This is a genomic window from Anaerohalosphaera lusitana, from assembly GCF_002007645.1.
In the GTDB taxonomy this organism is placed as follows: Bacteria; Planctomycetota; Phycisphaerae; order Sedimentisphaerales; family Anaerohalosphaeraceae; genus Anaerohalosphaera; species Anaerohalosphaera lusitana.
Map to the genome: position 1 here is coordinate 1,980,608 of NZ_CP019791.1, position 15,021 is coordinate 1,995,628.

Below are 15,021 nucleotides of genomic sequence, written 5' to 3' on the forward strand. Positions count from 1 at the left end.
TGCAAATCGAACAAATCTGAAGTAAAACGTGTAGGGTTTTGGCATCGGGCATAGTTTATAAAGGTATGCCGACATTTTTGTTTAGCTGCAGGAATCTCTGATGAAAACTTATCTAGACTGCGTTCCGTGTTTTGTAAGGCAGGCTATCGACGGCTGCCGGCTGTTTACTGATGATCAGGAAATCCATGAGAAAGCGGTTCGTGAGGTCCTTCGGATGGCCAGCGAGATGGATCTGGATCAGAACCCGCCGGCGATGGGCAAGGAGATCCATCGGCTGTTGAGGGAGCTTACGGGTATTCGTGATCCATATGAAGACATAAAGAAACACTTTAATGAGCTTGCCATGTCGTGGTATCCGAAACTAAAAAAGCGGGTTGAGAATGCTGACGATCCGCTGGAGATGGCGGTGAGGCTTGCGATAGCGGGAAATATAATCGATTTCGGTGTGCAGGCATCGATTGAGAACGACATGGTCGAGAGTACTGTGGAGGAGTGCGTCACGGGAGAGTTTGATCATCATCTGGTAGAGGAGCTTGCGGCGGCGTATGCAGATGCGGATAGCGTTTTGTATCTGGGCGATAATGCGGGTGAGATCGTGTTTGACCGCATACTGATCGAGCAGCTTGGGCCTGAAAAGATCACCTTTGCTGTTCGCGGCGGGCCGATCATAAATGATATTACGATGGTCGATGCGGAGTACGCCGGTTTGACTGGGATAGTGGAAGTGATCGACAACGGGGACAATGCGCCGGGGACGATACTGCAAAGCTGCAGTGAGAGTTTTAGGGATCATTTCAACAGAGCGGATATGGTTATCGCAAAGGGCCAGGGAAACTATGAGACACTGAGTGAAGTTGATAAGGATGTTTTCTTTGTTCTGAAAGCAAAGTGCCCTATGATCGCTCATCATCTCGGTTGTGAGGTTGGTAGGATGATCTTTCAGCGAAGCAGCGGGCGTTACAAGGACAGAGCAGTGTTGGAAAGTTGAGGAGTAATGAGACAGATGCGAAGAAGAGAATTGATTGAGTTTGTTTGCTTTGCGTTTTTTGCTGCTGTACTTAGTGTTGCAGGGGGGTGCGGACATAATTATTTTTCCAGGATCGAGGCTGAAGAAGAGGCAGGCGGGGCTGAGCAGGCGATGGAGCAGAGCAGTGATGCGACCGTGGGCAGTGTGGACGTGATGAGCTTCAATGTGCGATACGGGACGGCAGATGACGGCGATAATAGCTGGCGGTATCGTAAGGAGCTGGTGCTCGATATTATTCGCAGGAGCGAGGCGGAAGTGGTCGGGCTGCAGGAGGCGCTGCGTTTTCAACTCGATTGGATTCGTGAGCGGCTGCCGTACTATGAAGAGGTAGGCGTCGGCAGGGATGACGGCGAAGACGGGGGCGAGTTCAACGCGATCTTAGTTGATACACGCCGCTTTGAGCTGGCTGAAGATGATACGTTCTGGTTGTCCGATACGCCTGAGGTGGCGGGATCGAATACCTGGGCGGCGGGATGTACGCGGATATGCACATGGGCGAAGCTGGTGGACAGGCGGACGGATGAGGTTCTTTGGGTTTTTAATACGCATTTCGATCATGTTTCCGCCAGGGCGCGTGAGAGGAGTTCCAGGCTGATCGCGGAGCGTATCGAGGAGTATGCGGGTGGAGAGGATTTCGTGCTGATGGGCGATTTCAACGCGGGAGAAGACAGCGTTGAGATGAGATATCTGCGGGGCGTGTCTGAGATTGACGGGCAGGCCGTGCCGGTCGGTATGGTTGATTCTTTTGCACAAGTGCGTCCGGAAGTTCGGGAGCGTGGGACATTTAACGGGTTTGACGGAAATGCGGATGGTAAGCGGATAGACTATATTTTCGTTTCGAAAGATGTTGAAATTTTCGATGCCGCAATACTGCGATATAATGAAGGTGGGCGTTATCCGTCGGACCATTATCCGGTTACCGCGATCATCGCTTTTTAGTATGTTCGGTACTCAAATTCGAATAAGTACCGCTCAAATTACTAAAAGAATTCCTGAATTTATGTCGAAATTGTCCTGCCCCAGTGTTAGCATAAGGCACGTTAATGTCACTGAGAGGAACTGCAGGACTTATATGGAAACTGTTGTAAAAATATATACGCCGTTAGATGAGGATGTAACGCGTGAGCTAAAAGCTGGGCAGGAGGTTGCAATCAGCGGGGTGGTTTATACGGCTCGGGATCAGGCGCATAAGCGATTGTGTGAGTTGCTTGATAAAGGCGAAGAATTGCCGTTTGAGGTTGATGGGGCGGTGATCTATTTTGTCGGTCCTACGCCGGCGCCGCCAGGTAGGGCGGTCGGTGCGGCTGGGCCCACGACGAGCTCGCGAATGGATGCGTTCAGTCCCAGGCTGATCGAAGCGGGGCTGCGGGGCATGATCGGTAAAGGATATCGGGGGCAGGAGGTCCGGGATGCGTGCAGTAAGTACGGTGCCGTGCATTTTGCAACGATAGGCGGGGCGGGGGCACTGCTCAGCAAGCATATCGTCAAGTCGGAGATCGTGGCGTATGAGGACCTTGGCACCGAAGCAATTCGCAGGCTGGAAGTCGTTGACTTCCCTGCTGTTGTCGCGTATGATTCCCGCGGTCAGAGCGTCTACGAAAAATAACTATCTGAATGATATCAGGAGATGTGTAAGTGAAAGTAGCATTAGTTGGATTGATGCAGTCGGGCAAGAGTACGATCCTTTCGGCGATCAGCGGCAAGCCCGTTTCGCCGGAGATGATGAATATACATGAAGAAGTCGTGCCGGTTCCCGATGAGCGGCTGGACTGGCTGACTGAGCTTTACAAGCCGAAGAAGACCGTGCCGGGGACGATCGATTGTCTGGATCTGCCGGGGATGTCTTTTGCAGACGACAGCGGCAGGGCGGCTGCGAGACGTCTGTTCGATCAGGTGCGTACTGTCGATATGCTGGTGCTGGTTGTCGGTGCATATCGCGGTTCGGATGCTGCGAGTGAACTGAGCGAGCTGAAGACTGAGTTTCTGCTTGCTGATCTGGAGCTTGTTACCACGCGTATCGAACGGCTCGAAAAGCAGGTTCACAAGCCCTCGAAAACTCAAGCGAAGGACAAGGCGGAGCTTGCGCTGCAGTTGAAGCTGCAGGAGGCGCTGGAGAACGAGAAGCCTGCAAGTACGGTTATCAAGACGGACGAAGATTATGCCTTGGTCAAGTCGCTTGGTTTTCTGACTCTCAAGCCTTTGATGGTGGTGATGAATGTCAGCGAAGACGATCTTGGCAAGGAATTCGACCTGTCGGAAGTGGCAGGTGAGGATATGGAAGTGGTCGCCATGTGTGCGGTTGTCGAAAGCGAGATCGCGCAGTTGGACGATGAAAGCAAGGCGGAGTTTATGGCGGATTACGGCATCGAGGAGCCTGCGGCGCACAAATTCGTGCAGAGCTGCTATTCGACGCTGGGGCTGATCAGCTTTTTGACGGTCGGGCCCGACGAAGTGCGAGCATGGCCGATCGAGAAGGGCACTACTGCGTTGGATGCGGCAGGTAAGATACACAGTGACATCAAACGCGGTTTCATACGGGCAGAGACGATTGCGTATGAGGATCTCAAAGAGCTTGGCAGCGAAAAGGAATGCAAGGCCAAGGGGAAGGCTCGGCTCGAGGGCAAGAACTACGTTGTTCAGGACGGCGATATTATCAACTTCCGTTTCAATGTATAGGCAGGAAGATCGGGTATGGCAAAAGCGTATCTGGTGAGTGTTGGCAATGAAATACTGGCGGGGCAGACGGCGGACACAAATGCTGCCTGGCTGGCGGGCAGGCTGTTGGAAAAAGGTATTGCCGTGGTCGGGACCAGTGTTGTGCCCGACGATATCGATGCGATAAAAGAAGCACTCATTCTGGGTGGACGAAAGGCGGAGGTGGTTCTGGTTACCGGAGGGCTGGGGCCTACGGATGACGATATCACGCGGGATGCTCTTGCAGGATTTCTCAGGGTAGAGCTGGAATTACGCGAGGAGCTTGTCGAGAGGATACGCAGGTTTTTCGCAAAACGCGGGATCGAGATGGCCGAGACGAACAAACGGCAGGGCATTATGCCCGTGGGCACAAAGGATATACCAAACGACCTCGGAACCGCGTGCGGGATACTTGCTGAAAAAGACGGGAAGATATTTGCCTGCATGCCGGGCGTGCCCGTGGAGATGAGGAAGATGTTCGATGAGCAAATTTCCGGAGAACTCGCACAGTTGGATGGCGGAGAAGTCGTTGTCGTAAGAAAGCTCCGGTGTTTCGGCACGGGTGAATCGACGATCGCTGATTTGCTGGGCGATATGATGAAGCGGAATCGTGAGCCGCTGGTCAATTGTACGGTCAGAGGCGGGGTGATCACGCTGCACATGGTGGCAAGAGGGAAGACTGTTGCAGAGGCGGAGAAACTGATCGAGCCTGTAAGACAGGATATCCGTGAAAGGCTGGGAGAGCTGGTCTTTGGCGAGGATGATCAGACGCTGGGACAGGTGGTTGGAGAGTTGCTGGCAGAGAGGGGGATGACAATTACTGTCGCAGAGAGCTGTACGGGCGGGCTGGTGGCGAAGATGCTTACTGATACGCCCGGATCGAGCAGATATTTCTTGAGCGGGTGGGTTACTTACAGCAACAATGCGAAGATCAGTGAGCTTGCGGTCGATGCGAGGCTGATCGAACAAAAAGGTGCGGTCAGCGCGGAGGTTGCGGCTGCGATGGCGCAGGGAGCACGAAAGCGGGCCGGGACCGATATCGGTATTGGGATAACGGGGATTGCGGGTCCTGGCGGCGGAACCGAACAAAAACCGGTGGGCCTAGTATATATCTCTGTCGATTTCCGTGGTGATTCTTACGTCGAGAGAAGGGTTTTTTCGCACACCCGTGAGCTGGTTCGCCAGAGGGCTGCGATGGTTGCATTGGATATTGTGCGTCGCAAACTGAACAGTTGACCGGGCGGGTAGAGGTTGGTATAATCAAAAATTTGTGATAACTTCGCCCTGAAATTGCGCCGAAGCTTTACTGGTGGTCGTTTGTATGGGCATTTTGTAAGAATTCCGACTTAGTTAATAGGTTAGCATGTCTAAGAAACGCAAGAAACTAGGCGAGATACTCTACCGGAGTAAGCTGGTAGACAAAGAAACGCTGATCAAGGCTATCAAAGAGGCCAGGAAGAACGGGCGAAGGCTTGGTGAACAGCTAATAGAAACCGGCAAAGCCAGCGAGAGCCAGATAGCAAAAGCGCTTGCTCATCAATTCGGGTTCAAATATGTCAATCTCGACAAGGTTGATATACCCGACAGCGCGATGAAGCTCATTCCCGATGAGATACGCAAAAAGCATCAGGTGCTGCCTCTGGAGCAGAATAATGGGGCAATGCGAGTCATTATCAGCGATCCAATGGATCTGGACCTGCTTGATATGCTGCGTTTCAGGTTGAATTGTGAGATCGAGCCCTGTCTTGCGGCGCCTTCTAAGATCAAGGACAGGCTCGAGGATGAGGAAGAGGATGAATTCAAGCACAGCATCGATGAGATCGCGAGCAGTATCGATGCTACAACCGCGGAACTCGAAGAAGCGGGTCAGTCGTTAGAGGCTACGATCCGCAAGGCTCAGGAGGATGAGGGCGACGACGGGCCAATTATTAAGCTCGTTAATCTGCTGATCGACGAAGCGGTTCGCATGAACGCGAGTGATATTCACCTTGAGCCGTTGGGTGACAGGGTGAGGATCCGCTATCGTGTGGATGGTGTTTGTATCGAGCGGGACAATATTCCCAAGAATATGCAGGGGCCTCTGCTTGCTCGTATGAAGATTTTGTCGGGTATCGATATCGGTGAGCGAAGGCTGCCTCAGGACGGTCGTATCAAACGGCACATCGATAACAGCGATATCGACTTCCGTGTTTCGACTCTGCCTGCTTACCACGGTGAAAGTACGGTATTGCGTATTTTGCGGCCTGATTCGGTTAATATCGGTATTCAGGCACTTGGTTTTGAGCAGGACAACTACGAACAGTTCCAGAATATAATCAAGCGTCCGAACGGTATTTTCCTGGTGACAGGCCCGACCGGTAGTGGTAAGACTACGACGCTTTATTCGGCGCTTAAGGAGCTGAACCGGCCTGATACGAAGATCATCACGGCTGAGGATCCGGTTGAGTATAATGTTCAGGGAATCAACCAGTGCCAGGTTCGAACGGAGATCGGGCTTACTTTTGACAAGATCCTGCGTTCCATGCTGCGTCAGGCACCAAACGTAATTCTTGTGGGTGAGATTCGTGATGCTCTGGTGGCGGATATCGCTATTCAGGCGGCACTAACGGGTCACCTGGTGTTTAGTACGCTACATACCAACGATGCTCCCAGCGCGATCACCCGTCTGATCGATATGGGTGTAAAGCCTTTCCTGGTGGCAAGTTCCATTCAGGCGATCATGGCTCAGCGGCTGGTCAGGGTTATATGTAAGAAGTGCAAGGCGGAAGACAAGGATCCTGATCCGCGTTTTCTGCGGCTGCTGGGCATCAAGCCTCAGGACATTAAAAACCATACGCTCTACAAGGGTAAGGGCTGTGCTGCATGCCAGGGGACTGGTTATAAGGGGCGAATGGCTATTTTCGAAATGCTCGAGCTCAATAATCAGATCCGTGAACTGGCGTTTGCGAGGGCTCCGGCGAGTGAACTGCGAAAAGCGGCCAGGGCGGGCGGCATGAAAACCCTGCTCGATGACGGCAAAAGGAAGGTTTTCCGCGGCGTGACAACTCCTCAGGAAGTTGCACGTGTTGCCCAGAGTGAAGACCTTATCGACGAATAACATTGCATATCGTATTTATTTGTATTTCATAGGATTGCAAGATGGCTACAGTACATATTGACAGATTGCTTGAAGCGTGTATTAAAATGGGCGGCTCCGACCTTCATATCGTTACCGGCAGACCTCCCGTCCTGCGTATTCGAGGCCGGCTGCGTTCGCTGGACACGAAGGTTATGGACCCCGATGATACGTCTGCTTTGATGAAGAGTATTACGCCTGACAAGAATCAGCAGGAGCTTCAGGAGACGGGAAGTACGGACTTTGGTTTTGCATTTGGCGATAAAGGGCGATTCAGGACCGCTATTTTTAAGCAAAGAAGCCATATTTCGATGGTTCTGCGTCTTATTCCGTACGAACTGCTCAGTTTCGAGCAGATCGGTCTGCCCAAGGTCGCGGCGGCGCTTTGTCGACGTCCGAGAGGGCTTTTCCTGGTTACAGGGCCGACGGGTAGTGGTAAATCGACGACGCTGGCGAGCATGATCGACTACATCAACACTAATCTCGATGTGCATATTATCACGGTTGAAGAGCCGATCGAGTACTATCACTATCATAAGAAGGCCATCGTGAACCAGCGTGAGGTGGGAATCGATGTTACGAGCTTTGCCGAGGCGTTAAAGCGTGCTTTGCGTCAGGACCCTGATGTTATTCTGGTGGGTGAGCTTCGTGACCTGGAGACGATCGAAGCCGCTATTACGGCTGCTGAGACTGGACACCTTGTATTCGGGACACTTCACACCACGGGTTGCCAGGGTACGATTAACCGTTTGATCGATGCGTTCCCGGTAAGTCAGCAGGAGCAGATCCGAGTTCAGCTCAGTACGAACCTGATCGCGGTGCTAAGTCAGACGCTTTGCCCGCTCAAGGGCGGCAAGGGTCGTGTGGCTGCTTATGAGTTTATGCTTGTGACGCCGGCTATTTCGAACCTGATCCGTGAGAATAAGACGTATCGTATCGAATCGAGCATTCAGACGGGTAAGAACGTAGGTATGCAGTTGCTGGATGATCACCTCTGGGACCTGTATGCCGAAGACAAGATCGAGCTTCAGGAGATGCTGGACAAGGCGCGCAACCCATCCGAATTGAAAGAGAAGGCCGATGCCAAGGCTCGTCGAGAGGGCAAGCATCTTGAAGACATTCGTCCCATTATTGGTGCTTGAGCCGAAAAAGTTGTGCTTAATTAGTAAAAATCAAGCGTTGTTGCGTTATTTTTCAGCGGCAACGCTTGTTCTTTCTGAGTTCAGGGTCCGATAAGAAATCCTGTTTTAGAGGGTAATTTCTTCGGATTCTGGTGGATTTTGAGTCCTTCGAAGAAGGGCTGGCACCGGACAAGTGTCTTATTTACTAAGTGTCCATGCTCTTATGGGCTTGAAATCGACGATTTAACGGTGTATGATGTAAATAGATTTGATATGCATGCTTTGAGCGTGCGGAATTCATTGGAGAGTTTCAAATGGCCACAGTTCCTCCTGTACGGCAGTTAAAAGGTCGTCAGCTCGGCCGAGTGCTTATTAAAATGGGGGTTTTGACTCGTGATAAAGTTCACGAGGCACTCAAGGTACAGAAAAAACAAGGGGGGGATAAAAAGCTTGGTGAGGTTCTCAAGGAACTTGATCTTATTACGGATCAGGATCTCAAAATTGCCCTGGCGGGCCAGAAAGGTCTGGAATTCTGCGAGTTGGGCAATGTCGCAGTTCCCGACAAAATCATCGAGAAACTCCCTTCTGAAACGGCTCGCAACTACCGGGCCATTCCCATCGAATTCAATGCCGGGCGCAACGAGCTTGTTGTGGTGGTAGACAATGCCGAGAATTTCAGGACCGCGGAGGATCTGGGTACGGTTACAGGCCATACTATAGTGACCAAGATAGCCGATGAGTCCGAGGTCGAGGAAGCTCTGGAAAGGTATTACCCGGAACAGAACGAGAGCATGAGCGAGATTCTGGGTGAGATCGAGGCGGATGGTCAGTTGCTGGAGATGGACGGCCGGGACGCCAGTATCGATCTTGATGAGCTGCAGGAACTGGCTGATTCTAGTCCGGTTAAGCGTCTTCTTAACCTCGTACTGCTGCAGGCCATTCGTGACGGTGCTGCGGATATTCATTTTGAGCCGTTCGAGGACGAGTTCAAGATGCGTTATCGTATTGACGGCGTGCTGTATGAGATGGTTCCGCCGCCCAAGCATATCGCGGTGGCGCTGGCTTCACGTATTAAGGTTATGGCTGACCTGGATATCGCTGAGAGGCGGCTGCCGCAGGACGGTCGTATTCCGCTGACGGTGGCAGGGCGGCCGGTCGACTTGCGTGTGAGTATTCTGCCCACGATGTTCGGCGAAAGCGTTGTGCTTCGTATTCTCGACCGGGCCCAGGTGAATCTGGATATTTCAAAACTCGGTTTCAGGGAGCGGGAAGAGAACGTTTTCCGTCAGTTGATCCATAAACCAAACGGTATCGTGGTTGTTACCGGTCCGACGGGCTGCGGTAAGACTACGACGCTTTATTCCGCTCTAAAAGACCTTAACACGGTCGGGACGAAGATAATCACGACCGAAGATCCGGTCGAATATGACATTGACGGCTTGATGCAGGTGCAGATCAATTCAGATATCGGTCTGACGTTCCCACGTTGCCTGCGTTCCATTCTGCGTCAGGACCCGGATATCGTTATGGTCGGTGAAATTCGGGACTTGGATACGGCGAAGATTGCGATCGAGGCTTCGCTTACAGGTCACCTTGTACTTACTACTGTCCATACCAACGATGCTCCGAGTACTATTGCCCGTCTGGTCGACCTGGGGCTGGAGCACTTCCTTGTTACGGCATCGCTCGAGGGCGTTGTTGCACAGAGACTGGTGCGAAAGGTATGTCTGAATTGCAAGACGCAATACGATCCGAGTGAAGAAGAGCTGATGGAACTGGACCTGACGCCTGAGGACGTGAAGGACAAGAAGTTCTTCTACGGCAAGGGATGTGAAAAATGTAACAAGACCGGTTTCAAGGGCCGTCTGGGTCTTTTCGAGATCATGTCGATGGATGACGAGCTCCGGGACCTGATAATGAACCAGGCCTCGACGAATATTTTGCGTGACGCTGCCAGAAAGAGCGGCATGAAGCTTCTGCGTGAGAACGGTCTGGAGCTGATCTTTGACGGTCAGACGACGATAAGTGAAGTTGCCCGCGAGACGATGATCGGGGAAACCGGATAGCCGAAATAATTGAGAACCTTATTATCAGGCCGGCCGAGGGGCTTGCCGGGAGGTTTTAGGAATGGCAAAATTCAAGTATGAAGCATTGGACGCCAAGGGCAAGGAAGTAAAGGCCGAGATCGATGCGCTCAGTAGTGATGAAGCCATCAGTAAGCTGAAGAACAAGGGTCTTTTCCCGACCAAGGTCGAAGCCAAGGGTGGTTCTAAGAAAACCCAGGTCAAGAAGACCGGCCGGCAGAAGAAACGCCGAAGCGGTAAGGTCAAGACCAAGCAGATCTGTCAGTTCTCACGACAGCTTTCCACGCTTCAGGATGCGGGACTTGCGATCCTGCGCTCGCTGAGGATCCTGGAGCAGCAGCAGAAACCCGGAACGCTCAAACGAGTCGTGGGATATCTCGCTGAAGATATCGAGGGCGGGGCGACTCTTTCCGAAGCTATGGCGAAACACCCGAAGTGCTTCAGTGAGCTGTTTGTTAACATGGTTGCTGCCGGTGAGGTTGGTGGTGTGCTTGACGTTATTCTCTCGCGTCTTGCGGACTTTCTGGAAAAGAGTGAACGGCTCAAGAGTAAGATCAAGGGTGCGATGGTTTATCCGGTCGTGGTTATGACCGCTGCGATCGCGATCGTTCTTGGTCTGATGATCTTTGTGATACCCACGTTTGCCGAAGTACTGAGTGACATGGGTGACGGTGCGGATCTTCCGTGGCTTACGCAGAAGCTTCTGGATCTTAGTGACTGGCTGTGTAACTGGTGGAACGCCGGTATGGTCGTTGCGTCGCCTTTCGTTATTATCGCATTTGTCAAGTTCATAAAACAGTTCCGAAACGGACGTTACGTGGTGGACCAGGTCAAGCTGCACACGCCCGTTATTAAGAAGATCGTTTATAAGACAGCCGTTGCCCGCTGGACGCGAACGCTGGGTACGCTGATCAGTGCGGGTGTTCCGATTCTCGAAGCGATCAACATTGCGCGGGATACATCCGGTAACGAAGTTTATGCGAGGATGCTCGAAAAGGTTCACCATTCGATCCGGCAGGGCGACAGCTTTGCGAATCCGCTGCGGGCCTCTAAGACGGTCGACTCTATCGTGGTGAATATGGTGGACGTTGGTGAAGAGACAGGTGACCTGGATAAGATGCTCGAGAAGGTTGCGAACAACTTTGACGAAGAGGCGGACGTGCTGGTAGGTTCGCTGATGTCGCTGCTCGAGCCTATTATGATCATCTTCCTGGGTGGTATGGTTGGTACCATCGTTCTGGCGATGTTCCTGCCGATGGTTAAGATCATCCAGGTTCTTATGTAGTAGTTGAATGTGGTCGGTGAAGTTGAGGGTGCTGGCCTTGAAAAGAAATGATACGATACAATATTTTGCAAGTGGAAAGGACAGATAAATGAGAACTGAGAAAAAGTTTGCGAGCTTGAGGTCGGGCTTTTCGATCGTGGAGCTGCTGACAGTGATGGGCGTGATCGCGATTCTGATCGCGCTGCTGGTGCCGGCCCTTAATATGGTCAGGGACTACAGCAAAGAGATCCAGCAGAAGTCGCAGTTTCATGCTATCGAGGTCGGTGTCGAGTTATTCAAAAATGAGTTCGGCATGTATCCCGAGAGCGGCGACAACATGTATATGGATAAAGATGGTGACGGCGCTTTGGACGGTGCGGCTGAAACGTATGCTGGTGCTAACAAACTCGCTGAGGCAATGGTAGGCTGGGACCTACTTGGTGTTCATCCTAAGTCTGAGTTTATGAATGATGGATTGTCCCCTGACGATTCGGTTACTATTTATGATACAAACCAGCAAAATCTGGAAGAACGCGAAGAGCAGTTTATAGAGCTTGAGAATGCGAATGCTTTTGAGCTTTGGGACATCTACAAAACCAATGAAGGCGGTGAGTTTGATACGAATTTTGCCAACTATGTACTTTGTGATGTTTTCGCAAAAGGAAGATATTCCGGTGTAAAGACAGGTATGCCAATACTGTACTTTAAGGCTCACAAGGATCGGTATGAACAGGATTCCGCTAACGATTTCACAGGCTCAGGAAGTAATATTGACGACGATATCTATGATTACTCTGACAACTTCAATCTCGTAAATCTTGGAGATCCTGTGACCGGCAACGCGCATCCGCTGGCTGACGGCGAAGTTGGTGCAGGTACAAATATTGCGGCACTGTCTGGCGCCGTTAACGACACAAACGATATGGCTGATTTTGATGATATGATCGTCAATGACAAGATATCTGCCATCAGTTCTCCTTACAAGGCTAAGACTTATATCCTGATCTCAGCAGGTAAGGATGGTCTGTACGGCACAAGTGATGATATTACCAACTTCACAAAAGAGAATTAGCCAACTAGAAGTTTCGTGCCCCTTTGTTTTGCTTGTTGCTGTGTGCTGATGGCTTTGTTAGAAAGCGAGAATATGAGAGCTTGCGATAGAAAATCCGGTTTTACGCTGGTGGAGGCGCTTACGGTTATTGCCGTGATCGGCGTGCTCGTGTCGCTGGTTCTCGGGCTCGGCAAGAGTCTCAAAGAGCAGGCGGACGAAAGGCTCGCCAACAGTACGATCGAAGTGCTTGTCACCGCGATCGAGCAGTACCTGGAGTTTACCAGTGAGTTTCCGTTCGAGGCCGATGTTTCATTTAATAATGCGTCCCTGGAGTCGGTGCTGGAATCTCAGCTAGGATTACCTGACGGGACTGTTACGGTGGATGCTGCCAATCCGCCGGAATATGCATCGAGCGAAGCTTTGTTTTATGTTCTGGACAATTGCGCACGGAGCAAAGGATTTGTTGATTCGCTTAGCGGCGGAGTGACAACGAACAAAGACGCGGCGGGCAGTGCTCTTGTTGCTGAATACGGTGACATTAGAATCGATCTTGTTCGAATTGTCGATCCGTGGGGCAACGCTCTGCAGTACACATATTCGGCGGGGGATGTTTTTCCCGAACTGAGATTTGCAGGGCCTGATAAAGAGTTATTTACGCAGGACGACGTGACAAGTGAATAGATGTATTGCATTGCTTCGGCTGTGATTCGGCTGTGGCGTGACAGGCTGCGGTAGTGATCTTGCAGCAACCGTGATCCTAGTAGAGGATATAGATATGACTGCTGAAAGGCATTTGAGATATAAGGTTCGATCCGGTTTCAGTCTTATGGAACTGCTGGTCGTTATAGGCATAATCATGCTGCTTATCGGTGTGCTTGTGCCGGGTATGCACGCGTTCAGCAAGCGTGCGAAGGCGCTCAAGCAGAAGGCGCAGATACACAGTATGGAAGTGGGGCTCGAGCTTTTCAAAAAAAGGCACGGCAGTCTGCCCGAATCGAAGGCAGTGCAGGATCCTGCTACCAGTAAATGGGTGTATGGCGCGCAGCATCTGGCAGAGGCGCTGGTGGGCAGGGACGAGCGGGGCTTTGATCCCAAGTCGAAGTGGCATGTCGGCGACGAGGCCAGTATCGCAAGTCTTTATCGCAATGACGAAACAACGGACATCGGCAGACGCAGTCTCAACAGGCGGTACCCGCCGTCTTTTCCGCTGGATGATTCGGTCGCGATCGAGGTTGACGAGCTCTATGATACTTATGGAACTGGCAGCGGGACGGACGTAGTACATTGCAGTGATGAGGAATGGAACAGCGGGCCGGTACTGACGGACACGTTTGATCTCAGACGGATCACTTATGGCGGCGAGAAAGTGAAAGTCGGTACGCCGGTTCTGTATTATAAGGCAAATCGCGGTTCGAGCAGGCATGCAAAGGATGTGTCGGGGATAACCGACCCCACTATCTTTAACGATTGGATATACAACTACAATGATAATAGCGGGTTAATGCCGTTGGGTCATCTGGAAGCTACACAGGACCTTTTGAGCAATGACGACTATACCCACAAGCTGACCGCAGTGAAATTTTACGAAATGATAACCAATCCACGGTCGCGTGAAGACTATTACAGGCCGTACAATAAGGACGGCTATATTCTGTGGTCGGCTGGGTACGACGGTTTGTTCGGTACGAAGGACGACGTGACCAATTTTGACCGGTAATCGGGGCGGCAATGTTAAAGCGAAAGCTTTTTGGAGTAGAGCAAATGTTTGCGAGAAGAAATAATAAACGGAATGTCGGTTTTACGCTGGTCGAAATGCTGGTAACGATCGGTATTATCGCAGTTGTGATTGGCATGCTCGTGCCGGCGCTGAGCATGGTGCGGGATACGGCCAACCGTGTCAAACAAAAGGCACAGTTCAGCACGCTCGAGGTGGGGCTGGAGGCGTTTAAAAACGATTTCGGTGATTATCCGCCGGATGTGCTTGTTGGTGGCGATGTATCTGGTACATATGAATATACGTCATATACGGGTGCGCAGAGGCTGGCTGAGGCGATCATTGGCCAGGACGGGTTTGGTGTTAATACAGGCAGTAGTTTCAATGGTGACATGAGTTTTTATGGAATGTACACGGATCCTGTCACTGATGAACAGCGGCCAATAGGTACCAGGCAGGGGCCTTACGTTGAAATCGAAAACGCAAATGCTACGCGTCTTTCCGCAATTTATCCCGATACTGCTTTAACGTCGACCAGTCTTAATCCAGCTACTTTTGTGCTTAGTGATGAGTATGGTTTAGTTAAGAGTCGAATATCCGGGGAACAAACCGGCATGCCGGTTCTTTATTATAAAGCCAATACGTCTAAATTTGGGCATTCAGAACTGGGTACAACTGACTATTTGTACTATAATACTGATAAGAATGTATACAATCCTATTTGCAATAGGGTGATATATGGGCTTGGTTCTGCTCCATCAGTTCAAGGTGCGAATATGTTGAACGGACCGGGTACATTTTGGGACTACTTTTTGAAAAAAATCGAAAACCCGAATTTTTCTACTAACTCGAGGCCTTACCGGGCACAGTCGTTTATTCTGCACAGTGCCGGTGCTGACGGGCGTTATGGTACAAGTGATGACATTTATAATTTCGACAAGAAATAATCTT

The 15,021-nt window shown here is 51.2% G+C and carries 13 protein-coding genes; all 13 read left to right on the forward strand.

Annotation, left to right across the window (positions count from 1 at the left end; all coding sequences use genetic code 11):
• Positions 1 to 100: 100 nt before the first annotated feature.
• Positions 101 to 988 carry a damage-control phosphatase ARMT1 family protein gene (locus STSP2_RS08100; RefSeq protein ID WP_146661569.1) on the forward strand — a complete coding sequence of 296 codons (888 nt, stop codon included), beginning with the start codon at positions 101 to 103 and terminating at the stop codon, positions 986 to 988.
• 15 nt (positions 989 to 1,003) lie between these two features.
• Positions 1,004 to 1,966 (forward strand): endonuclease/exonuclease/phosphatase family protein, encoded by a 963-nt coding sequence (locus STSP2_RS08105; RefSeq protein WP_169853077.1) that lies wholly within the window; start codon positions 1,004 to 1,006, stop codon positions 1,964 to 1,966.
• A 133-nt stretch (positions 1,967 to 2,099) separates the two neighbouring features.
• The gene (locus STSP2_RS08110) at positions 2,100 to 2,633 is read left to right on the forward strand and encodes a Fe-S-containing hydro-lyase (protein ID WP_146661572.1); all 534 of its coding nucleotides are present in this window, start codon (positions 2,100 to 2,102) and stop codon (positions 2,631 to 2,633) included.
• Positions 2,634 to 2,662: 29 nt separating this feature from the next.
• Entirely contained in the window at positions 2,663 to 3,703 is a 1,041-nt protein-coding gene (locus STSP2_RS08115) for a DUF933 domain-containing protein (RefSeq protein ID WP_146661575.1), read from the forward strand.
• Between the two features lie 15 nt (positions 3,704 to 3,718).
• Positions 3,719 to 4,957, forward strand: coding sequence for a competence/damage-inducible protein A (locus STSP2_RS08120; protein ID WP_146661577.1), 1,239 nt, complete (start codon positions 3,719 to 3,721; stop codon positions 4,955 to 4,957).
• A 127-nt stretch (positions 4,958 to 5,084) separates the two neighbouring features.
• Positions 5,085 to 6,818: a GspE/PulE family protein gene (locus STSP2_RS08125; protein WP_146661579.1), complete on the forward strand. Its 1,734-nt coding sequence runs from the start codon at positions 5,085 to 5,087 to the stop codon at positions 6,816 to 6,818.
• Between the two features lie 41 nt (positions 6,819 to 6,859).
• Positions 6,860 to 7,978 (forward strand): type IV pilus twitching motility protein PilT, encoded by a 1,119-nt coding sequence (locus STSP2_RS08130; protein ID WP_146661581.1) that lies wholly within the window; start codon positions 6,860 to 6,862, stop codon positions 7,976 to 7,978.
• A gap of 293 nt (positions 7,979 to 8,271) precedes the next feature.
• A complete protein-coding gene (locus tag STSP2_RS08135) occupies positions 8,272 to 10,023 on the forward strand; it encodes a GspE/PulE family protein (RefSeq protein ID WP_146661582.1) in 1,752 nt (583 codons plus the stop codon).
• Between the two features lie 61 nt (positions 10,024 to 10,084).
• Positions 10,085 to 11,326, forward strand: a complete 1,242-nt coding sequence (locus tag STSP2_RS08140; protein ID WP_146661584.1) for a type II secretion system F family protein — start codon at positions 10,085 to 10,087, stop codon at positions 11,324 to 11,326.
• Between the two features lie 88 nt (positions 11,327 to 11,414).
• Positions 11,415 to 12,377, forward strand: a complete 963-nt coding sequence (locus STSP2_RS08145) for a type II secretion system protein (RefSeq protein WP_146661586.1) — start codon at positions 11,415 to 11,417, stop codon at positions 12,375 to 12,377.
• 72 nt (positions 12,378 to 12,449) lie between these two features.
• Positions 12,450 to 13,037 carry a type II secretion system protein gene (locus STSP2_RS08150; RefSeq protein WP_146661588.1) on the forward strand — a complete coding sequence of 196 codons (588 nt, stop codon included), beginning with the start codon at positions 12,450 to 12,452 and terminating at the stop codon, positions 13,035 to 13,037.
• 94 nt (positions 13,038 to 13,131) lie between these two features.
• Positions 13,132 to 14,073: a type II secretion system protein gene (locus STSP2_RS08155; RefSeq protein ID WP_146661590.1), complete on the forward strand. Its 942-nt coding sequence runs from the start codon at positions 13,132 to 13,134 to the stop codon at positions 14,071 to 14,073.
• 11 nt (positions 14,074 to 14,084) lie between these two features.
• Positions 14,085 to 15,017, forward strand: coding sequence for a type II secretion system protein (locus STSP2_RS08160; protein WP_205848039.1), 933 nt, complete (start codon positions 14,085 to 14,087; stop codon positions 15,015 to 15,017).
• Positions 15,018 to 15,021 lie beyond the last annotated feature (4 nt).